Origin of the sequence: Nocardia sp. NPDC052112 (genome assembly GCF_040680135.1) — a bacterium.
GTDB lineage: Bacteria > Actinomycetota > Actinomycetes > Mycobacteriales > Mycobacteriaceae > Nocardia.
This window is the reverse complement of record NZ_JBFAWD010000011.1, coordinates 211,587-231,607: the sequence shown is the minus strand read 5'-3', so window position 1 is coordinate 231,607 and position 20,021 is coordinate 211,587. Positions and strand designations below refer to the sequence as shown.

The 20,021-nt window shown below is 66.9% G+C and carries 20 protein-coding genes and 1 pseudogene; 4 read left to right on the top strand and 17 right to left on the bottom strand.

The genetic code is table 11. From position 1 onward, the window contains the following. Positions 1-378 precede the first annotated feature (378 nt). From hemB to AB0L58_RS22910, 3 genes and pseudogenes are all read right to left on the bottom strand, one after another. The gene (gene hemB / locus AB0L58_RS22920; protein ID WP_364389531.1) at positions 379-1,356 is read right to left on the bottom strand and encodes a porphobilinogen synthase; all 978 of its coding nucleotides are present in this window, start codon (positions 1,354-1,356) and stop codon (positions 379-381) included. A gap of 58 nt (positions 1,357-1,414) precedes the next feature. Continuing rightward, on the bottom strand, positions 1,415-1,561 hold the full coding sequence (locus AB0L58_RS22915; protein WP_364389624.1) for a hypothetical protein: 147 nt from the start codon (positions 1,559-1,561) through the stop codon (positions 1,415-1,417). Between the two features lie 2 nt (positions 1,562-1,563). Next, positions 1,564-1,674: pseudogene (locus tag AB0L58_RS22910) on the bottom strand (SDR family NAD(P)-dependent oxidoreductase); the annotation flags it as partial. Positions 1,675-2,116: 442 nt separating this feature from the next. Between AB0L58_RS22910 and AB0L58_RS22905 the strand changes: the two are divergent. Beyond that, positions 2,117-2,941: a tetratricopeptide repeat protein gene (locus tag AB0L58_RS22905; protein ID WP_364389529.1), complete on the top strand. Its 825-nt coding sequence runs from the start codon at positions 2,117-2,119 to the stop codon at positions 2,939-2,941. A 250-nt stretch (positions 2,942-3,191) separates the two neighbouring features. Continuing rightward, a complete protein-coding gene (locus tag AB0L58_RS22900) occupies positions 3,192-3,470 on the top strand; it encodes a hypothetical protein (RefSeq protein ID WP_364389527.1) in 279 nt (92 codons plus the stop codon). A 120-nt stretch (positions 3,471-3,590) separates the two neighbouring features. Here the strand turns inward: AB0L58_RS22900 and AB0L58_RS22895 are convergent, their stop codons facing one another. The 5 genes from AB0L58_RS22895 to AB0L58_RS22875 all read right to left on the bottom strand — a co-directional run bounded on the left by AB0L58_RS22895 (position 3,591) and on the right by AB0L58_RS22875 (position 9,057). Further along, a complete protein-coding gene (locus tag AB0L58_RS22895) occupies positions 3,591-5,153 on the bottom strand; it encodes a bifunctional uroporphyrinogen-III C-methyltransferase/uroporphyrinogen-III synthase (protein ID WP_364389526.1) in 1,563 nt (520 codons plus the stop codon). Between the two features lie 73 nt (positions 5,154-5,226). Then, positions 5,227-6,261, bottom strand: coding sequence for a hydroxymethylbilane synthase (gene hemC / locus AB0L58_RS22890; protein ID WP_364389524.1), 1,035 nt, complete (start codon positions 6,259-6,261; stop codon positions 5,227-5,229). Beyond that, the gene (locus AB0L58_RS22885; protein ID WP_364389522.1) at positions 6,258-7,727 is read right to left on the bottom strand and encodes a glutamyl-tRNA reductase; all 1,470 of its coding nucleotides are present in this window, start codon (positions 7,725-7,727) and stop codon (positions 6,258-6,260) included. The genes hemC and AB0L58_RS22885 overlap by 4 nt, the downstream gene beginning before the upstream one ends. Next, positions 7,724-8,548, bottom strand: a complete 825-nt coding sequence (locus tag AB0L58_RS22880; RefSeq protein ID WP_364389521.1) for a redox-sensing transcriptional repressor Rex — start codon at positions 8,546-8,548, stop codon at positions 7,724-7,726. Before AB0L58_RS22880 ends, AB0L58_RS22885 begins: the two co-directional genes overlap by 4 nt. A gap of 248 nt (positions 8,549-8,796) precedes the next feature. Next, positions 8,797-9,057, bottom strand: a complete 261-nt coding sequence (locus AB0L58_RS22875) for a glutaredoxin family protein (RefSeq protein ID WP_364389520.1) — start codon at positions 9,055-9,057, stop codon at positions 8,797-8,799. Positions 9,058-9,186: 129 nt separating this feature from the next. Between AB0L58_RS22875 and AB0L58_RS22870 the strand changes: the two genes are divergently transcribed. Beyond that, entirely contained in the window at positions 9,187-10,197 is a 1,011-nt protein-coding gene (locus tag AB0L58_RS22870) for an HAD-IB family hydrolase (protein ID WP_364389618.1), read from the top strand. On the opposite strand, the gene AB0L58_RS22865 is transcribed toward AB0L58_RS22870, so the two are convergent. The 9 genes from AB0L58_RS22865 to AB0L58_RS22825 form a co-directional block, all read right to left on the bottom strand. Beyond that, positions 10,194-11,225 carry a lysophospholipid acyltransferase family protein gene (locus AB0L58_RS22865; protein WP_364389519.1) on the bottom strand — a complete coding sequence of 344 codons (1,032 nt, stop codon included), beginning with the start codon at positions 11,223-11,225 and terminating at the stop codon, positions 10,194-10,196. The two genes, AB0L58_RS22870 and AB0L58_RS22865, sit on opposite strands and share 4 nt — an antisense overlap. Further along, positions 11,222-12,253: an NAD-dependent epimerase/dehydratase family protein gene (locus AB0L58_RS22860; protein ID WP_364389617.1), complete on the bottom strand. Its 1,032-nt coding sequence runs from the start codon at positions 12,251-12,253 to the stop codon at positions 11,222-11,224. The genes AB0L58_RS22865 and AB0L58_RS22860 overlap by 4 nt, the downstream gene beginning before the upstream one ends. Positions 12,254-12,606: 353 nt before the next feature. Continuing rightward, positions 12,607-12,708, bottom strand: a complete 102-nt coding sequence (locus AB0L58_RS22855; RefSeq protein ID WP_003402602.1) for an AURKAIP1/COX24 domain-containing protein — start codon at positions 12,706-12,708, stop codon at positions 12,607-12,609. Between the two features lie 168 nt (positions 12,709-12,876). Beyond that, positions 12,877-13,065, bottom strand: a complete 189-nt coding sequence (locus AB0L58_RS22850; RefSeq protein WP_040696222.1) for a helix-turn-helix domain-containing protein — start codon at positions 13,063-13,065, stop codon at positions 12,877-12,879. A gap of 308 nt (positions 13,066-13,373) precedes the next feature. Continuing rightward, positions 13,374-14,210, bottom strand: coding sequence for a pyrroline-5-carboxylate reductase (gene proC, locus AB0L58_RS22845; protein ID WP_364389517.1), 837 nt, complete (start codon positions 14,208-14,210; stop codon positions 13,374-13,376). 53 nt (positions 14,211-14,263) lie between these two features. Continuing rightward, positions 14,264-15,145 (bottom strand): thioesterase family protein, encoded by an 882-nt coding sequence (locus AB0L58_RS22840; protein WP_364389516.1) that lies wholly within the window; start codon positions 15,143-15,145, stop codon positions 14,264-14,266. Positions 15,146-15,254: 109 nt separating this feature from the next. Beyond that, the gene (locus AB0L58_RS22835; protein ID WP_364389616.1) at positions 15,255-16,118 is read right to left on the bottom strand and encodes a sugar phosphate isomerase/epimerase; all 864 of its coding nucleotides are present in this window, start codon (positions 16,116-16,118) and stop codon (positions 15,255-15,257) included. Between the two features lie 142 nt (positions 16,119-16,260). Beyond that, positions 16,261-17,973 carry a hypothetical protein gene (locus tag AB0L58_RS22830; RefSeq protein WP_364389514.1) on the bottom strand — a complete coding sequence of 571 codons (1,713 nt, stop codon included), beginning with the start codon at positions 17,971-17,973 and terminating at the stop codon, positions 16,261-16,263. Continuing rightward, positions 17,970-19,013 carry a Ppx/GppA phosphatase family protein gene (locus AB0L58_RS22825; protein ID WP_364389512.1) on the bottom strand — a complete coding sequence of 348 codons (1,044 nt, stop codon included), beginning with the start codon at positions 19,011-19,013 and terminating at the stop codon, positions 17,970-17,972. The genes AB0L58_RS22830 and AB0L58_RS22825 overlap by 4 nt, the downstream gene beginning before the upstream one ends. A 119-nt stretch (positions 19,014-19,132) precedes the next feature. Here AB0L58_RS22825 and AB0L58_RS22820 point away from each other — a divergent pair, with 119 nt between their 5' ends. Continuing rightward, positions 19,133-19,960: a hypothetical protein gene (locus tag AB0L58_RS22820; RefSeq protein WP_364389615.1), complete on the top strand. Its 828-nt coding sequence runs from the start codon at positions 19,133-19,135 to the stop codon at positions 19,958-19,960. Positions 19,961-20,021: the final 61 nt, after the last annotated feature.

Sequence of the window (20,021 nt, the reverse complement as noted above, 5' to 3'; positions counted from 1 at the left end):
TGCCCGCACCACTCTGACCAGGCCGAATCGAATCAGCCACCCCGGCCACCTCCACACCCTGCGGCACCAAGACCGACTCAGCGCCCTGCGACCCAGGCGAGTACGACTCGGACGGTTGCGCTGCGACGGGATCCGGACGAAGCGGATTCGAATCACGCGCCTCGGGCGCGCCCGCCGGAAGCGGCATGGGGGTATGTGCTTCCGAAGCGTCCGACGCTGGTGGATTCGAACCGCTCGACTCACGATGCGGTGAATTCGGATCAGCCGACTCGGAGGCGGATGATTGTGATGTGGCCGTGTCCGGTCTCGGCGACTCCGCCGCTAGCGACTTCGGATTGCCGGACTCCACACCCGGCACCTCGGGTCTGAGCGGATTCGTCACGACAACCAGTGTGCGGCCTCGGTCGCCCAGTAGGTGAGCACCATATCCGCGCCGGCCCGGCGGATGCCGATCAGCGATTCCAGGATGGCGGCACGGCGGTCGATCCAGCCGCGCTGGGCGGCGGCAGTGATCATCGCGTATTCGCCCGAGATCTGATACGCGGCCACCGGCACCGTCGAGTGGTCGGCGACGTCGCGCAGAATATCCAGATACGACATCGCGGGCTTGACCATCACGATGTCCGCGCCCTCGGCCAGATCGAGTTGCAGTTCCCGGATAGCCTCGCGGCGGTTGGCGGGATCCTGCTGGTAGCTGCGCCGATCCCCTTCCAGCGAGGAGGCGACCGCCTCGCGGAACGGACCGTAGAACGCCGAAGCGTACTTCGCCGCGTAGGCGAGGATGCCGGTATCGGTGCGCCCGACCGCGTCCAGGCCGCGGCGGATCGCACCGACCTGGCCGTCCATCATGCCGCTGGTACCTAGCAGATCGGCACCGGCCTCGGCCTGCGCGAGCGCCATCTCCACGTAGCGGTGCAGGGTGGCGTCGTTATCGACGGCACCTTCCGCGGACAGCACGCCGCAGTGCCCGTGATCGGTGAATTCGTCCAGACAGGTATCGGCCATGACCACGGTCGAATCGCCGACCTCGTCCGCGAGCGCGCGCAGACCCCGGTTGAGAATGCCGTCGGGATCGCTCGCCTTGCTGCCGGTGGGGTCCTTGTCCTCGGGCAGCGGCACGCCGAAGAGCATGAGCCCGCCCACACCCGCGGTGACCGCCTCGACCGCCGCCTTGCGCAGCGAATCCATCGAATGCTGTAGCACGCCCGGCATAGAGCCGATCTCGCGCGGTTCGTCCAGTCCGTCGGCAACGAACATCGGCAACACCAATTGCCGTGGCTCGAGAGTTGTTTCGGCCACGAGACGACGCAGGGCGGGGGTACGGCGCAACCGCCGCGGGCGGTCCAATCCGGTCATAAACCGCACGATACGCCCGGTCCGAATGCGAGTCACAAGCGGCGGGTGCGCCAAGGGATCAGCGGCCGGGGAAGCCCGGCGGCGTCTGCATCTTTCCGCCGCCGAACGGACCGCCGCCGACCACTACGGTCGACGCCGCTGGATATCCGAGGCCGTCGCCGCACAGTGCGAGAATCGCGCGGGCGATCTCCGCGGGTTCGGCCATCCGATCCAACGCGACCGCAGAACCACCGACGCGCCCTCGGCGGCGAATGCGCGGACAGCGGCGGCCCCGATACCGGACGTACCGCCGGTCACCGGCACCACCTTCCCGGCCAAACGCCCACCCGGCGCCGCCGTCCGCAGCGGGTCGGTCGGCGGATCGCGCAGGTACGACGGCACCACGACGGCCGTCGCCACCGCGGCGGCACCTGCGCCAGCGGCCGCGAGTCCCATGTACGCGCGACGCGAATGGCTCTGTCCCCCCAGTGGATTCGGGATCGGGCAACTCGGCGTCCGGTATCGATGCCTGATTCATGCTCCGATCATCTCGGCGGGCGGCGCGGGCCACTTCCCGGTGCCGGCCCGGTTCGTCCGGCCGATCGGAGGACACCTCGCCACCCCGTTAAGGATGTCTCGAGGATTCGATAAGCCCGTTGCGCGACACTGCGGGCCACCCGGCGGTCGCCGGCGATTACCAGCCACGCGAAGAGCGCGGAAATTGTGGGTGCGAGGGGCGGATGATGGTGGGGAGTGGCCGGTCTTGTTCCAGGAGTACGCGATGACCGAATTCGCGATGCCACCGCGTCGACGCACCGATTGGGAGGGGCTGCGCAGACTCGCGCGTGGTGGGGATCCGGGCGTCATCGTGCAGTTGGCACAGCGGTTATCCGAGGCGGGTGAGACGGCCGAAGCCGAGCAGTGGTTCCGCCGCGCCGCCGCCCAAGGCAGCGGACCGGCCATGGCGGGGCTCGGCGCATTGCTCGCCGCGGATGGTCGGATCTCGGAGGCGATTCGATGGCTGGAGTTCGCGATCGCGGCCGGTTGTCCGGGTGCGGATCAGCAGTTGGGCACCTTGTATTTGGAGCGCGGAAATCTCGACGCCGCCGAAGTGTGGTTCCTGCCCGCGGCCGAGGACGGGCTGCCGGAGGCGCTGTGCAATATGGGTGTAATCGCGAGTCGCCGCGGTGTCGACAATGAGGCGCGGCATTGGTACGAGCGTGCGGTGCGCGCCGGAAGTCCAACGGCCATGCGCACTCTCGGGGTGTATCTCGCGCGCGAAGGGGAAATCGAACGGGCGATCAGACTGCTGACCGAGGCGGTCCGGCGCGGTCGCGCCGACGCCATGGCGGTACTCGGCGTGATCTTCCTCGACCACGGCGACTGGGTAGAGGGCGAGCGGTGGTTGCGCCGCGGCGCCGAAGCAGACGATGCCGATTCGATGGTCCAGCTCGCGCGATTCCTGCGCGAACAACCCGTGCACGCGGACAGCCCGGCAGCTGCCGCTGCGGCAAAAGCCCAGGCACACAAGGACGCCCGCTACTGGCTCGAGCGCGCCGCCACCCTACGCCATCCCCAAGCGCTCGAACTCCTACACGAACTCTGACCACCAGCCCACCGCCCACCTCGGTCCCACCCACCAGGCACCCCGATTCACAACCAGGCACCCCGTCTCGCAACCAGGCACCGTGTACCCGGGGTGCCGGGTTCAAAGACGGGGTGCCCGGGTCGCCGTGGATTTCCGTGGCGCGCGAAAGGCCTTGTGGGCGGGGGGTTTGTCGGTGGGTAGGAGTAAAATCGAAGGTGTGTTCGAGGGGATCGTGACTGGTTCCCGATTGCGATGGGAGGACGCTGACGTGACCGAAACCGCACCGAAGTCGAGGGTTATCGATCGGCCTTATGTTCCGCTGCGGAAGCGGCCGCTGCCTGCGGGACGGCCGCGCAAGTGGTACATCTCGCACAATAGGCGACTCAAGGCGATGCGCCTGACGATCGCCCTGTTGGACTCCGGGATCTATCTGCCCAGTCAGGCCAGTAACGAAAGGATCCGGCGCACAGCCGAACTCATCGATATCCGTCCGCCGTCCGACACCACCTGCCGCTTGGTTCGGACCCTGATGCGCTACAGCCGCTGATCAAAGGAGCTCAACGGTTGCGGCGGCTCCGGTTGTGCGGCGAAGGGCCGCCGCGAGCGACTGCTTGCAGATCACTCGAAAAGCCTGCCTTCGCCGCCCAACCGGGTAGGCAACGGATAGCTACCTGCTGCGGCGGCTCTTCTTGCGCGGCGGGGGCAGCAGACCCTCGGCACGCAGCCGAGCCGCATGCTCCGCCAGTGCCTCGACCAGCGGACCGACCTGGGCGACATCAGGCTGAACGTCCACGCGCAGGCCGAATTCGATGGCCGTCTCGGCCGTCTTCGGCCCGATGCACGCAACGATGGTGCGCGCGTGTGGCTTACCAGCGATGCCGACCAGATTCCGGACCGTGGAGGACGAGGTGAACAGGACCGCGTCGAAGCCGCCGGTCTTGATCATCTCGCGGGTCTCGGCCGGCGGCGGCGAGGCGCGCACCGTGCGGTAGGCCGTCACGTCATCGATTTCCCAGCCGCGGTCGCGCAGACCCTCGGCCAGGGTTTCGGTGGCAATGTCCGCGCGCGGCAACAGGACTCGGTTCACCGGGTCGAAAACGTCATCGTAGGGTGGGAAGTCGGCGAGCAGGCCCTCGGAGGACTGTTCACCGCTGGGCACCAGTTCCGGATTGATACCGAACGAGCGCACCTTTTCCGCGGTGGCCTCGCCGACACAGGCGATCTTCACACCGGAGAAGGCCCGTGCGTCCAGACCGAATTCGGCGAACTTCTCCCACACCGCGCGGACCGCATTGGTGGAGGTGAACACCACCCACTGGTAGCGGCCGTCGACCAGACCCTTGACCGCACGCTCCATCTGCGCCGGACTCCGCGGCGGCTCGACCGCGATGGTCGGCACCTCCATCGGAATGGCGCCGTGGGTGACCAGCCGCTCGCTCATCTCGGCAGCCTGATCCTTGGTGCGCGGCACCAGCACGGTCCAGCCGTACAGCGCCCGCGACTCCCACCACGACATCTTCGACCGCTGCGCGACCACCTTGCCGATGGTCACCACCAGCGGGCCGACCAATTCGGAGGCCGCGCTGTTGAGCGTGGCCAGGGTGGCCTCGATGGTGCGCTGCTGCCGGGTGGTGCCGCGCACCGTCACCGCGACCGGGGTCTGCGGTGCCATACCGTGTTCGACCAGCGCACTCGCGGTTTCGGCGAGATGACCCGAGGTCGCCGAGAGCACCAGCGGGCCGGGTGCGGCGGCGAGTGCGGCCCAGTCGACCTCACCGCGCACATCGGCCTCCGTGTGTCCGGAGCCGAGCGCGATACCGGCGAAGCTCGGCACCGCGGAACCGTTGGGCAGTCCGGGCAGCACCTCGAAGACCATATGCGAGCGCGTCACCGCATTGACCTCGGCGATCACCGAATCGGTGGTCAGCGGATCACCAGCGACCACCCGGACCACGTCGTGCCCACCGCGCGCCTCGGCGATCAGCGTCTTGGCCACTTCGGCGGGGTCGCCGAGCGCGGGCCGCACGTCCACCGGGCGCTCACCGTCCTCGCCCGGCTCGACCGCGATACCGATCAGGGCGAGTACGCCCTTGTCGACGTCGGGATCCGTGAATGCCAATGTCGCCCGCCGCAGCACCTCACGCGCACGCACTGTCAGCAGTGCCGCGTCGCCGGGCCCCGACCCGACAAACAGGATCCGACCTGGATGCTTCTTGGTTGTGCGGCTCATGCCCGCACCTCGCTAGCGCTCGGCACAGACATGCCCGAAGGCGCTGTGCTGTTGATTCGCTCGCTGCGCTCGCTCATTGGCTGTTCTCCATTGGGCTGGAATTGGAAAAGTCAGTGCGCGGGTTCACCGCTGATTCCGGTGTGCTGAGCAGTTCGCGCGCGCCCAGATCGAGCAGTTCCCGGGCCAACTCACGGCCGAGTTCCGCTGCGCGCTCCGGCGCGCCGACCACGGAGGCTCGCAATACATCGGAGCCGTCGACGGCCGCCGCGCAACCACGCAGCGAGAGTTCGTCGACAATTCTGCCGTCATCGTCGAGCGATTCGACGACCTCGGCGATCGCGCCGATCGGCGCGGTGCAACCGGCCTCCAATTCGGCCAGCAACGACCGTTCGGCAATGACGGACGCGCGGGTCGCGGCGTCGTCGAGTTCGGTCAGCGCCTCGAGCAATTCGGTGTCGTCGCTGCGGCATTCGACCGCCAGCGCACCCTGTGCGGGCGCGGGCAACATCTGCACCGGCTCCAACGCCTCGGTGACCACCTCGAGCCGACCGATTCTGGCCAGTCCGGCCCTGGCCACCACGACCGCATCCAACTCCCCCGCGCTGACCTTGCGCAGCCGGGTGTCGAGGTTGCCGCGTAGCGGGACGATGTCCAGACCGAGCCCGAGCGCGCGCAATTGGGCCGCACGGCGCGGTGCCGAGGTGCCGACCTTGGCACCGGCGGGCAGCTCGCCGAGCACCAGACCGTCGCGCGCCACCAGTGCGTCGCGCGGATCCTCGCGAGGCGGGACGGCGGCGATGGTGAAACGTGGATCCTGTGCGGTCGGCAGGTCTTTGTACGAATGCACCGCGATATCGATGTTTCCGGCGGCCAGTTCGTCGCGCAGTGCCGAGGTGAACACGCCGACACCGATATGCTGCACCGGATCCGAGGACAGATCGCCCGCGGTCTTGACGACCACCAGCTCCGCATCGTGTCCGGCCGCGATCAGGGTGTCGCGGATGGTGCCCGCCTGGGTGAGAGCGAGCAAACTGCCTCTGGTGCCGATCCGCCACGGCACGCGAATGCTGCCTGCGGTCACGTTTTCCTCTTCCTGCACAACTGTCATGCCGTCTGCCCCTGTTCTTCGCCGCGATGTCCAGCGGTGAAGTCGTCGGCCAGCGCGATCTCGCCGTCGGCGAGCGCCTGCGGGCCGCCGGGAACAACATCGCCGAGGAAGCGAATCGCGGTGTGCTCGTCGCTGATCGGAGTGATCTCCATCGGTGCCGCAACCGCTTGGGCCGCACCGGGCTTGAGCTCGAACAGTTCCCGCAGCGCCTCGGCGTAGGTATCACCGCCTGGCGTGGAGGCCAGCTGTTTGACCCGCACCGTCGGCGCGTGCAGCAGCTTGTCGACCACCCGGCGGACCGTGCGCGCCACCTCGTCACGCTCCGGATCGGCCAGTCCGGGCAGCCGGGAATCCAGGCGCAGCAGTTCGGCCTCGACGACCTCCGCCGCGCGCTGCCGCAGCGCGGCAACCGTCGGGGTGACCTCCGCCATGCGCTGGCCCGTAAGGTATTTCGCGAGTTCCTCGGCGACGATCGCGCGGGCGGCGGCGGTATCGCCCGCGGCCGCACCGGCTGCCGGATCGTGCTGCAATGTCTCGATATCGATGACGGTGACACCGGGCAGTCCGGCGACGGCGTGTTCGACATCGCGCGGCAGACCGAGATCGCAGAACACCAACGGCCGTTCGACCTCGCTGTCGCGCTCACGTTCGGCGAGTGCGCGATGGGTATCGGCCAGTGTCACCACCGCGCCGACCGCGCCGGTACAGGTGATGACCACATCCGCGGCCGCCATCGCCTCGGTCAGCCGCGACAATTCCATCGGCTCGGCCTCGACACCGTGACTGCGCGCGGTCGCGGCGAGCCGCTTGGCGCGGGCCGGCGTGCGATTCACCACGATGATGCGGCCGATGCCCGCACGCGACAGATGCGCCACCGCGAGTCCGCCCATCGCGCCGGCCCCGAGCACCACCGCGGTAAGTCCGGCGAGCGGACCCAGCACCTGCTGCGACCGATCCAAAGCCACCGAAACCACCGACGCACCGGCCCGGTCGATACCGGTCTCCGAATGCACCCGCTTGCCGACACGTAGTGCGTGCTGCGCGAGTTCGTGCATGGTCCGCCCGACCGCCTGTTGGGCATCGGCGGAAGCATAGGCGCCGCGGATCTGGCTGAGCACCTGCTGCTCGCCGATCACCATCGAATCCAGGCCGCTGGCCACCGCGAACAGATGTTCGGCGGCGGCCTCGCTGTAGCGAACGTAGGCGTGCTTGGTCAGATCCGGCAGCGGCAGTCCGGAATGTTTGGTCAGCAGTTCGCCGACCTCGGCGAGACCGCCGTGGAAGGCGTCCACCACGGCGTAGACCTCGACGCGGTTGCAGGTGGAGACGATCATCGCCTCGGACACATGGCTGGAGGTGAGCATTCGATCGATCAGTTTCGGCCGGTCCGCGTCGGTGATCGCGACCTTCTCCAGAATCGAGACGGGCGCGCTGCGATGCGAAATCCCGACCAAAAGAATGCTCATGGTGTAACCACCGATCCCTTGCTGGATGGCTCCGTTGCCGAATGCGAGGTCGTCGAGTGCTTGAGTGCCGGATGTCCGGCAGCGGTGTGCGCGGGCGCGCGGTGGGCGATGCGGCCGGATGAAACGGCGTGCACGACCTCGGGCAGCGGTGGCGCATTGCGTGCGGTCTCGAACGACAGCATCTGCAGTTCGACCGCCAGATCGACCCGGCGCACCTCCACCGTCTCCGGTGCGGTCAGCTCACACGGGGCAAAGCTCAGAATCGACTGCATACCGGAGGCGACCAGCAGATCGCAGACGTCCTGTGCCGCGTCGTCGGGCACGGTCAGCACCGCGATGGTCGGTTTCAACGCCTCGACGGCCGGTGCGAGGTCGGCGACATCGCGCACCACCAGACCGGCGACCGATCTGCCGATCACGTCGGGATGATTGTCGAACATGCCGACCACGGTGAAGCCGCGCCGCCGGAACCCGCCGTAGCCCACCAGGGCCCGGCCCAGATTTCCGGCGCCGACCAGTACTACCCGATGTCCCTGCGACAGCCCGAGCACATCCTCGATCCTGGTGCGCAACTTGGCGACGTCATAGCCGACACCCCGAACACCGTTGGGGCCGAGGAAGGAAAGGTCCTTGCGCAGCTTGGCCGAATTGACACCCGCCGCGACAGCCAGTTCCTCACTCGATACGATGGCAACACCGTCGTCGGCCAGTATGGCGAGGACCCGGAGATAGGTGGCCAGCCGCGCCACGGTGGCCTGCGGGATGTCCTTCTGCAGAGCCCTGCCGGAGACGCCATTCGGCGCCTCATGCTGCTCTGTCACGTCGTCGGCTCCTCGTTCCGGCCTCCGGCGAGGTCCGGTTCGTCGTTCGATCTCGGGCCCGGGGCGGTCCGGTGCCATGGTCGAAGTATTCGGAATGCTGGGTTCATTACGCGGATCCGCAGCCACGGCATGCGGGTCGCGTGCCACCACCGTAACCGCTTGTGCAGCCCTTCACAAAGTCGGTGAATTTGGCCTCATTTTCCGCCGCGACCAGCATCGCGACCGAATCGGGCCGGATCAGCTATCTCTCAGCGAGTCAAGTCGGCCCGTAATCGGGGCTCGTCGACATCGAAATAGCTGTGCTCACGGCCGTCCAGCAGCACGACGGGAAGCCGATCGCCGTACTCCGCGCGCAGGCCAGGGTCGGTTCCGGCGGCTTCGTCGACATCGACGGTCGACGGCTCGATGTCGAAATCGGCACAGATCGCCCGCAGTTGCTTCAGCGCGGTGACACAGAGCCCGCAGCCCGATCTCGTCAGCAGCGTCACCGAATGTGTGGGATTGGTCATGGCCGATATTAAATCCCCTCGCCACGCCCCGATCGGAGCGCGCGGTACTGCCTTCACTGTCACCGCGGCCAGCTAATGTGGTTGTGGTTCGCGCGACGGGCGGAGGTACTGGTGCCGGAACGATCGAAGGTGGCAAGGGCAGGTTTCATCGCGGGACGATTCGGTGAGTTTCCGGTGCGGTGGAATCAGGGTCGGCTCGGCCAGGGTCTGCAGGACCAGCTCGCGCGCATCTCTCGCAGCCCCTTCGGCCCGAGCGAGGAAGAGCTGCGGGCCAATCTGGCCGGTGAGGCCAGTGCCGAGGCGGCGCTGTCCCTGCATGATGCCGAACTCGCCGAGGCCGAGGTCGAGGCCACCGGGCCCGAGGTGCCGCGGGATCTGACCGCGGCGGCGTTCTTCGATGTCGACAACACCATGGTGCAGGGTGCGTCCATCGTGCATTTCGCCCGCGGCCTCGCCGCGCGCAAATACTTCAAGACCTCCGATCTGGTGGACGTGGCCTGGAAGCAGGTGAAGTTCCGGGTCACCGGCAAGGAGAACAGCACCGATATGGCCGCGGGCCGGGAGAAGGCACTCGCGTTCATCGCCGGTCGCCCGACCGCCGAACTGGCCGCGCTCGGCGAGGAGATCTACGACGAGATCATCGCCGACAAGATCTGGCCTGGCACACGGGCTTTGGCGCAGATGCACCTGGACGCGGGGCAGCAGGTGTGGCTGGTGACCGCGACCCCGGTCGAGCTGGCACAGGTCATCGCGAAGCGGCTGGGGCTGACCGGCGCGCTCGGCACGGTCGCCGAGAGCGTCGACGGAAAGTTCACCGGGCGACTGGTCGGCGACATCCTGCACGGACTCGGTAAGGCGCATGCGGTGCGTACGCTGGCGATCCGGGAAGGCCTGAACCTCAAGCGTTGTACGGCCTACTCCGACAGCCACAACGATGTGCCGATGCTGTCACTGGTCGGCACCGCGGTGGCGATCAATCCGGATTCGGACCTACGCGAGGTTGCGAAGAATCGCGGCTGGGAGATCCGTGATTTCCGCACCGGGCGCAAGGCCGCCAAGATCGGCGTGCCGACGGCGCTGGCACTCGGCGCCGCCGGTGGCGCGGTCGCCGCGGCCGTCACCCGTCGCCGCGACCATTAGCCGGTGAACGGGTTGCGGCGCTTGGTGAGCAGCTTGTAGAGCGTCTGCTGAATGGTTTCGCGGACCTGGTCGGTGACCTCGAACATGGTCATCGGATCGTCCGCGTCCTCGGCCTCGTAGCCGGTGGTCGCGATGGGCTCGCCGAATTCGATGTACCACTTCGACGGCAGCGGCAGCGCACCGAGCGGACCAAGATGCGGAAACAGCGGCGTCACCGGGAAATACGGCACATTGAGCAGCCGGGCGAGCGGCTTGATATCGGCCAGTTTCGGATAGATCTCCTCCGAGCCGACGATCGAGCAGGGGATGATCGGCGTGCCGGTGCGCACCGCCGCCGCTACGAATCCGCCGCGACCGAAGCGCTGCAGTTTGTAGCGGTCGGTGAACTGCTTGCCGACGCCCTTGAAGCCCTCCGGGAATACTCCGGTCAATTCGCCTGCGCGCAAAAGCCTTTCGGCATCGGGACGGCAGGCCAGGGTGTGCCCGGCCTTGCGGGCGAGCACACCGAGCATCGGAGTTTCGAAGATGAGGTCGGCGGCCAGCAGGCGTAGCGCGCGCTCCTTCGGATGCCGATCGTGGATCGCCAGTTGCAGCATCAGCCCGTCGAGCGGAACGGTGCCCGCATGGTTGGCGACGATCAGCGCACCACCGGCCTCCGGAATGTTCTCGATTCCGTTGACCTGCACGCGGAACCAATAATCCGAGAGCGGCCGCAGCGCGGGCAGGATCAACGATTCGAGCAGATGTTCATCGAAGCCGAATTCGTCGACCTGATAGTCGCCGGTGAGTCGACGGCGCGCGAAATCCGCTGTGGTGCGGATCTGCTTGCCGATGGCGCCGCGCAGTATCTCCGATACCGAACGGGGCGCCTGGGGGTCGGCGGCCGCGAGGCGTTCGGTCAGCGACGTCACCACCTGGCTCGGCGCGACCTCGCCGGTCACCGACTCCGGCCAGCGCCGCTGTGTGGTCCGCTGGCGCGTTTCGATATTCAGATCGTGGAGTTGGATGACTTTCGCTACGTCATTCATGTATGTGCTCCCGTACCGGCCCCGAGAAGGCCGAGCAGTTTATGTTCTGCGGCATCGATCCACGCTGGATCGATGACGGGCCGCGACGCTGCGCCCCCGATGAAGTCGTCGAATGCCTGCACCGTCGTCCAGCGCGGGACGAACCCGAGTTCGGTGCGCATCCGGGTGGTGTCGAGACCACAGCCGAAATGGAAATAGTCGATCTGCTCACTGGTGAAATCACGCATGATCGGGCCCATGAGCGCGCGGCCCGCGGTGCGGAAGACCAGCCACGGGATCGGCAGCTCGACCCGGCCCGCACGCCGGATGGCCTGCGATAGCACCAATGCGCCGTCCCCGGCGATGTTGTAGGTGCCGCCGGGCGCCTGCCGGGCCGCGTGCGCCATCGCGGCGATGGCATCCTCCTCGTGCAGCAACTGCAATCGGGCGTCGCGGCCCAGGACCGTCGGCGCGACCGGTGAACGCAGATACTGCACACCGCGACCGGCCAAACGCGGGCCGACAATGGGTGCCAAACGCAAAATCGAAGCGGCGATATCGGGACGTCGCCGCGCAAGCCCGCGGACGAATCCTTCTATTTCGATCATGTCGCGAGCAAACCAACCACTCGGTGGGGTTCGCGCACTCATTTCTTCGGTGAATTTCGCGGGATCCTTCGCGCTACATCCGTAGACCGCGGACGTCGAGCGCACCACCACGCGCCGCACCGAAGACGATTTCTGACAGACCGCGAGCAGCTGCATGGCGCCGAGGACATTGAGGTCCTTCATCACCGCCCGACCGCCACCGGCCGGTGGATGTGTGAGCATCGCGGCGTGCACGACCGTATCGACCTCGTTGCCACCGATCACCTTGCGAATCAAGGGATTTCGAATATCGGCACGCACGAATTCGGCGCGGCCCATGCGCCGTTGCAGCTCGCGACCAGGGGTCATGGTGTCGACGGCCAGGATGCGTTCGATGTTCTGATCCTGGGCCAAACGCGCGACCACATTGCCGCCGAAGAATCGGCTGGCACCGGTCACCATCACCACCTTGGGTGTATGTCCATCCCGTATCTCAGAACCCACCGCACCGGATCCCAACTGTGACAGCCCCCAATTCCATTTGCTGCGGTACCAGAGTAGCCGGTCGACTGCGATACGCAGAGAGTATTAACCAGGTTCTAACGATGACTTCAGCCACCTGATACACGAGCAACTTTCAAAATTCGCTGTTTCAAAAAGAAAAGCCCGCCACCAATCGGTGACGGGCCGCCAAGCTAACGCGCTGGCCGTTTCGAGCGACCTGCAAGCAGTCGCTACCGACCGTTTCGAGCGACCTGCAAGCAGTCGCTACTGACCGTTTCGAGCGACCTGCAAGCAGTCGCTACGGCGGGGACTCACTTGCCGAGTTTGCGCCGCTGAACACGCGTGCGGCGAAGCAGCTTGCGGTGCTTCTTCTTCGACATGCGCTTGCGGCGCTTCTTGATCACAGAACCCATAGGGTTGTCCTCGCGTTCTCTCTACTCGGCGCGTACGCCGATCGCGTACGCCTATTTCAGCGTCCGCGCCGCCAGCTGGCACCGGACACCACAAAGCGGTGCCGCCGGCAGGCGGACACGAACCGAGGGTTCATCCTACCGGGACACCGATAACCTGATGAAATCGCCTCATCCAGCGTCGAAGTAGGACGTCTCCAAGTAGTCGTGCACCGCCTTGGCATGCACCCGGAACGAGCGACCGACCCGTACGGCGGGCAACTCACCCGAGTGCACCAGCCGATAGACCGTCATCTTGGATACCCGCATGAGATTCGCGACCTCGGCGACGGTGAGGAATTGAGTACCTCCGCCGAGCACCGATTGCGACGGAGCCGCCGCACCGCCTTGAGTCCGGGAACCAGCCCGGCCACCTGATGGTCCGGAACCTCCTGGCGACGTTCCTGAGCTATTCGCAGACATCTTGTTAGACATCATCGCACCACTGACCTCCGGCACGTCCGCGCCGCCGGCTTCCCCACCGGCGGAACAGACACGCACGTGCTCCTTGAAGCTTAGCGGGACCAGTGGGATTACTGCGACGGGTGTGAGAAATCAGGTTCACATGCAGGGAACCGACCGGTCACCCTGTAGACGCACGATGTTTGATCATCGCCCGCCCGAGACGGTCATGTCGCGCTGCCGCCCGCACTGTCGTGCGCACCCTGCTCGGCGGATCGATGCTTCGCCGCGTGCAACGCCTCGAGGAAGGCCGAGCGCACTGCGCCGCGCTCCAATTCCCGCACCGCGGCGGCGGTCGTGCCCGCCGGCGAGGTGACGGCGGCGCGCAACTCGGCCGCGGTCTGTCCGGAGCTCTCCAACAGGGCAGCCGAACCGACCATGGTCTGCACCACGAGTTCGGTGGCGATGTCGCGGGTCAGGCCGAGCCCGACGCCTGCATCGATCATGGCCTCGACCACCAGGAAGAAGTACGCGGGTCCGGAACCCGAGACCGCGGTCACCGCATCCATCTGCGCCTCGGTTACGGTCGCCACCTTGCCGACCGCGGCGAGCAGCTCGGTCACCTCGGCCAGCTGCTCGGCCCGTGCGTAGCGGCCCGGTGCGAGCACACTCATGCCCTGGCCGACCAGCATCGGGGTATTCGGCATCACCCGCACCACCGGGAAGCCGGCGGGCAGCTTGTTCTCCAGACGTGCCGTCGGCACACCCGCAGCCAGCGACACCAGGATCTGATCGCGGTCGCCGTCGAGTTCGGCCTTGCCGAGCTCGGTCAGCACCGTATCCACATCACCCGGCTTGACCGCGATGACCAGGACATCCGCGCCGACGATCGCGTCCGCGATCGAATCGGTGACCCGCACGCCGAAGCGGTCGCCGATGAGTTCGGCCCGATCGGCATGGGTCTCGACGACGACCAGATCCTTTACCGCCCGTCCGGATTCGAGCAATCCGGCGATCAACGCCTCCCCGATGCGACCGCCACCGATCACCGCAACTCTCGTCATGGGCTCAAGGCTAGCCCGCGTCACTGTCGCGTTTCGTTCCGGATCAGGCCGGTTCAGCGCTGTGGCACAAGGGCCAGTTGGCGGCTCTGCGCGACGACGGCACCGGTCGAGTCGAGAATGAGCTGGTCCTCGTCGAACATGCGCTCGCCGACCTCATGGCTGGTCGCGATGATCCGCAGCCAGCCGGGGGCCGGACGGCGGCGCAGGTAGGTGGTCATCTGCACCGTCGGGGCCCAACCGAAGTGGCCGAGGTTCACCGGAACCGGCGGACTCATATCGGCGGACATGATCGCGAAGTACATGGCGATATCCGGATCCTGCTGATCGCCCTCGAACGGCCGCATCCAAAGACGCAGGCGCGGTTCACCTTTCGCGCCGTCGAGGAATCGGGCCCACTCCCGGTCGATGAACAGTTCGGCACCCTGGGCCACATGGACGACCTTGCCCATCGACGAATCCCGGTAACCGACGGCGTCGGCGGGCGGTTCGACCGGCATATCACCGTGCCGCTGCGCGTAGATCGGATCGGCATCGTCGAGTCGACCGAAGGTGAACGCGGTGCGCACCAGCGTGCGCCCGCTCTGGATCAGGTTCACATCGACCAGGCAGATCTGGCGACCGACCTTGCGGATGTGCACCTCGTACTCCACCTCGCCCGGTTCGGGTGCGCCGAGGAAGTCCGTACTAGCCGCGATAGGTGCCATGGCGACCAGGGCCGGATCAGAGGCGCGTAGCCAGCGGGTGGCCGCGGCGGCGCTGGCCGCGACCATGGTGCCGCCATGCACCTTCGGACCGATGGTCCAGATCTTGTCGATGATGCCCAGGTAGCGGCCGGTATCCGGGGTGGCCGACAGCAGTTCGGTCAGCGTGCACACCCGGCTGAAGGGCGCGTCCGTCGTGATGGCCTGCTCGAGTTGCGCGGTCAGCTCCGGCATCGTCACTCCTGTCGTCGATCGGCCGCGTCGGCGGGACACAGCGTTCGTACAGCGTAGAACGAAGCGATTCGCGGTCGGAATTCCCCACCGCCGCCAGATCGGTGCGGCGTCACACCTGGTTGGCGTGCGTGGGTGCCGGGGCGGGTGCGTTGAGGTGTGTTCTGGCGAAGTCCAGCGTGCGGTCCAGCATGCCCGCGCGGTCCTGAGCGGTGCGCGCGTTCTGGGTATTGATCTCGGCGATCGCGTGCCCGGCGAAACCGGAACGCAGCAGTGCCGCACACAACTCGACACAGGGCTGAGTGCCCTCGCCGGGCACCAGATGCTCGTCGTGCGCCGCACCGCGCCCGTCGGCGAGATGTAGATGCGCGAGGCCGTGGCCCATCCGCGCGGCCAGGGCCAGCGGATCGGCACCGGCGGTCGCGGTATGTGACAGATCGAGGGTGTAGTGCCGGAATCCGGTATCGGTCGGATCGTAGGACGGGCTGAATGCGGTCAGGCCGGGACCGGGACCACCGCGGCGCTCCAGCCGCTTCACCGACCCGGTTTTGCGACCGAAGAGAGTGTCCGCGCGCATCGGGAACATATTCTCCACCGCCACGATGACGTGGCTGTGCTCCTCCAACTCGGCCACCTGATCGGCGAAGCCCTGCGCATACCTGCGCTGCCAGCGGAACGGTGGATGCACCACCACGGTGCCCGCGCCGAGTGCCTCGGCGGTACGCACACTGCGCTCGAGCTTGGCCACTGGATCCGAACCCCACACCCGCTGCGAAATCAGCAGGCACGGTGCGTGGATGGCCAGAACCGGCACACCGTATTTGCGGGAATAGGCCTGGATCGCGGCGATGCTCTGGCTGGCCGGTTCGGCCCAGACCATCAATTCGATACCGTCGTAACCGATTTCGGCCGCGTATCGAAAGGCCGCCTCGGTGTTCTGCGGATATACCGAGGCCGTCGAGAGCCCGACGAGGATCTGCTGACCGCCGGACCCGCCGACCGCTTCGTCAGGCGAATCGGGTTCGGTGCGCACGTCGGGATCGGGAGCGCGCCCCGTGGTCGCGCTCACCGATCTGGTGTCGTCCGCCTGCCCGATGTTCCCCACAGCCGCTCCCTGCTCAGTTTGTACTGAGTAGAAAGGCTAGCGGTCCCAAGGTGACAAAGATGCCGACGATAACGGCTATCACCGTGCTGAGGATGTCATCGGTCCGCCGCAGTATTCGCACCAATGCCACCAGGCCCAGGATCACGATCATCGCCAGGCACAGCGCCACCCAGGGCAGCATTTCCCACATGCGCTCGAAGCCCTTGAACAGCAACATGCCGGCCACAGCGGCGCCGGTGCTCTGACCGCCGAGAATCATCCACTGTCGGCGATTGGCGTCGTACTCCGACTTGCGCGCGACCCGCGAGCGCGCACGTCTCGGGGCGAAGCGGGAGACGGCCGAACGGGAAGCGGCCAAGCGGGAAGCGAACGAACGGTCCGAATCGAAATCGATATCGTCGTCATCGAAATCCTCGTCGTCGTCGAGGGCATCACCGGTCGGGAACGGTTCGTACACATCGGTTCGACCGTCGTACACCTCATCCTGCTCGGCGGGACCGGGGTCGCGCTTCGACCGGCCGCGTCGTCCCCGCCCGTTGCGTTCGGCGACACGCCCGCTGGCCCGCTCGGCCTCGGCGCGTTCGACTTCGTCGCGCAGCAGGTCACCCGCCACGGTCTGGCCGGACACGAGTTGTTGATCCTGACTGGCCAGCGACCACGCGGCGGTGGCGACACCCTCGGATTCGGGCGCGCCGTTCTGCGGCGGTACATGTCTTCGCGCCGACCAGGCGGGCAGACCGCCATCGGCCGGACCGTCCCGCCGTGCGGATCTTCGCTGATCCGGCTGCTCGGGATGGGCACCGAACTCGTGCACCGATCGCGACGGCCGCTCCGGCGGCGGCGCGGACTCCGGGGCGAAGCCATTGGTGGACGGCGACCATCCCACCGTCGCGGGTCCGGCTTCGGCCGCCTCGGCCGCCTCCGCCGCCCGTCGCCGGGCGGCCCGACCGCCAGGTCTCTGCGGCGGGTCGGGCGGGGCGTCCGCGCCGCGGCGACCGATGCCGTGGCCGAGTTCACGCAGCGGCTGTACGTCGGTGGTCTCTTCCTCCGGCTCGGCGTACCGACGTCGGCGGCCGGTGCGTCCGGAGTCGACCGCAGGGGCGACATCGGCACGCGGATCCCGCCCGTACGGATCCGGTGCCGGGGCGTACAGATCCGATATCGGCGCGGACAGCGGATCCGCGGGCGCGGCATGTCGCGACGAATCCGGGCCCGGCATTTCCCGCCCCGGCATGACCCGGCTCGACCAGCCAGGCAGCGGATCGGCGGGCGCCTCCGGCGCGGCGTAGGCAGAGAGCGGGTCGTATCGGGTGATCGGCCCCGACATCGGCGAATAGTTGGATAACTCGGGTGCGGCATACGGGGCCGGATCCGGCGCGGCGTACGAAGTGGGTTCCGGCGCAGGCGTTTCGAAACCGGATGCGTATCCGCCGGACTGGAAACCGGAGGGTTGGTAACCGGAGGCGTCGAACCCGTTGGCCTCGTACCCATTCGACTCGTGCGAGGCGGGTTCGTAGGCCGGTTCCTCGTCGTCGGGTGCGGCGTGCGCGGAATGGCCACCGCCACCGCCCGCCGGGATGGCGGGCAGATCACCGGTCAGCTCGGCCACCGAGATGCCGCGACCACTGCGCCGCCGCCGTCCGCCGCCACCGGACGATGCCCCGCCCTGCTGGCCGTTGCGTGCCAGCAGCTCGGCAACCGATAGCTGCTTGGAATCCTCACTCATGACGACACCGTTTCTATCGGGCCCGATAGACCGCCGCCGGGCACCGGCTTACCACTCGCGTCCACGAGGGCACCCGGCAATGCCGTCGCCCTCGGTCCGCCGTTCATAACGCCGTTCATATCGGTATCCAGTTTGCGCAGGATCAGCCCCTCGCGCAGTGCCCACGGACAAATCTCGAGGGTATCCAGCGATAGTGCCCGCATACTCGCCTCCGCGACCAGTGCGCCAGCCACCAATTGCTGTGACCGATCGGAACTTACGCCTTCCAATTCTGCACGGTCCGCTGCCGTCATTCTCGAGATGAAGGCAATCAGTTGGCGCAGACCTGAGCTGGTGAGTGTACGGCGCACCCGCAGCCCGGCCGAAGAGGGTGCCGATCCGGTCAACCGGGCAAGTGACCGAAACGTCTTCGAGGTACCGACCGCGAGATCCGGTTTTCCGACCTCCAGCAGCTGTTTCGCCGGCGCGACCAGTTCGGCGTCGAGCCAATCGCGCAGCACCGCGACGCGACGCTTGCCCGGCGGATCCTCGCGCAACCACTCCCTGGTCAATCGCCCGGCGCCGAGTTGCAGCGAGAGCGCGACATCGGGTTCCTCGTCACCGCCGTTGGTCATTTCCAATGAGCCACCACCGATATCGAGATTCAGGATCCGGCCCGCGCTCCAGCCGTACCACCGACGCACGGCGAGGAAGGTGAGCCGGGCCTCGTCGACGCCGGAGAGCACCTGGAGTTCGACACCCGTCTCGGCGCGGACCCTGCCGAGTACCTCATCGGAATTCGCCGCCTCACGCAGCGCGGAGGTCGCGAACGGCATCAGCTCGACGCACCTGGAAGTCTCGGCGATGCTGGCGAATTCGGCGACCGTCGCGATCAGCCGTTCGGCTCCCTGGACGGTGATACGACCGTCGGAATCCATATTCTCCGATAGCCGGAGAGTGGCCTTTGTGGAGCTCATCGGCATCGGGTGACCACCACGATGGGCATCCACCACAAGCAGATGGACGGTATTGCTTCCGACGTCGAGTACCCCAAGCCGCACATGAATACGGTACTGGGTGAACCAGCCCTTTAGCCCAGGCGACTGAGCTGTTAGCGTCCTGAAGTGTGACGGTAGGCGCAGCGAACAGCGGCTCCAAGAGGCCCCGACCAGCGAGGAAGATCGATCCGGCGCCGGAGGTCGATCTCGACTTTCCCCGTGAATGGATCGAGTTCGTGGATCCAGCAAACGACGAGCATGTGATCGTCGCTGATTTGACCTGGCTGCTGTCGCGCTGGACGTGTGTCTTCGGAACTCCGGCCTGTCAGGGAATTCTCAGCGACCGCCCCGATGACGGCTGCTGCTCGCACGGCGCGTTCCTCTCCGACAAGGATGATCGCAAGCGCCTGACCAATGCTGTGAAAATGCTCACACCGAACGACTGGCAGCTGATGGACGAGGCGGCCGACGCCGACGGCAAGATCACCAAGAAGGGCTACCTGGAACTCGACGAACTGGAGGACGAGCCCGCCCTGCGCACCCGCCGATTCGATGGCGCCTGCATCTTCCTGAACCGCCCCGGCTTCGCGGGCGGCGTCGGCTGCGCACTGCACACCATGGCGCTGCGCAAGGGCATCGAGCCGCTCGAGGTGAAGCCAGATGTGTGCTGGCAGCTGCCGATCCGGCGGACCCAGGACTGGGTGGAGCGCCCCGACGGCGTGCAGATCCTGAAGACCACCATCACCGAATACGACCGGCGCGGCTGGGGTCCCGGCGGCGAGGACCTCGATTGGTACTGCTCCGGCTCCCCCGACGCCCACGTCGGCACCCGCCCGGTGTGGCAGTCCTACGCTCCCGAACTCAAGGAATTGCTCGGCGAACCGGCCTACGAAGAGCTGGCCAGACACTGCAAGCGGCGGGAGGGACTCGGCCTGATCGCGATCCATCCGGCGACCGTGCATGCCGACCGGATGAAATCCGACCAACCCATTGCCGACCAGTCCGCATGAGGTTTTGCAGAGCGGGTGATTCACCTGCCCGCCATGCGGGCTTTACTCGGATGCGGTTGGA

What these genes read in the sequence shown, in the direction of transcription:
- hemB (WP_364389531.1), bottom strand. Translation starts at nt 1,356, where the DNA reads ATGACCGGATTGGACCGCCCGCGGCGGTTGCGCCGTACCCCCGCCCTG.
- AB0L58_RS22915 (WP_364389624.1), bottom strand. Translation starts at nt 1,561, where the DNA reads ATGGCCGAACCCGCGGAGATCGCCCGCGCGATTCTCGCACTGTGCGGC.
- AB0L58_RS22905 (WP_364389529.1), top strand. Translation starts at nt 2,117, where the DNA reads ATGACCGAATTCGCGATGCCACCGCGTCGACGCACCGATTGGGAGGGG.
- AB0L58_RS22895 (WP_364389526.1), bottom strand. Translation starts at nt 5,153, where the DNA reads ATGAGCCGCACAACCAAGAAGCATCCAGGTCGGATCCTGTTTGTCGGG.
- hemC (WP_364389524.1), bottom strand. Translation starts at nt 6,261, where the DNA reads ATGACAGTTGTGCAGGAAGAGGAAAACGTGACCGCAGGCAGCATTCGC.
- AB0L58_RS22885 (WP_364389522.1), bottom strand. Translation starts at nt 7,727, where the DNA reads ATGAGCATTCTTTTGGTCGGGATTTCGCATCGCAGCGCGCCCGTCTCG.
- AB0L58_RS22875 (WP_364389520.1), bottom strand. Translation starts at nt 9,057, where the DNA reads ATGACCAATCCCACACATTCGGTGACGCTGCTGACGAGATCGGGCTGC.
- AB0L58_RS22865 (WP_364389519.1), bottom strand. Translation starts at nt 11,225, where the DNA reads ATGAATGACGTAGCGAAAGTCATCCAACTCCACGATCTGAATATCGAA.
- AB0L58_RS22860 (WP_364389617.1), bottom strand. Translation starts at nt 12,253, where the DNA reads ATGGTGACCGGTGCCAGCCGATTCTTCGGCGGCAATGTGGTCGCGCGT.
- AB0L58_RS22855 (WP_003402602.1), bottom strand. Translation starts at nt 12,708, where the DNA reads ATGGGTTCTGTGATCAAGAAGCGCCGCAAGCGCATGTCGAAGAAGAAG.
- proC (WP_364389517.1), bottom strand. Translation starts at nt 14,210, where the DNA reads ATGACGAGAGTTGCGGTGATCGGTGGCGGTCGCATCGGGGAGGCGTTG.
- AB0L58_RS22840 (WP_364389516.1), bottom strand. Translation starts at nt 15,145, where the DNA reads ATGCCGGAGCTGACCGCGCAACTCGAGCAGGCCATCACGACGGACGCG.
- AB0L58_RS22830 (WP_364389514.1), bottom strand. Translation starts at nt 17,973, where the DNA reads ATGAGTGAGGATTCCAAGCAGCTATCGGTTGCCGAGCTGCTGGCACGC.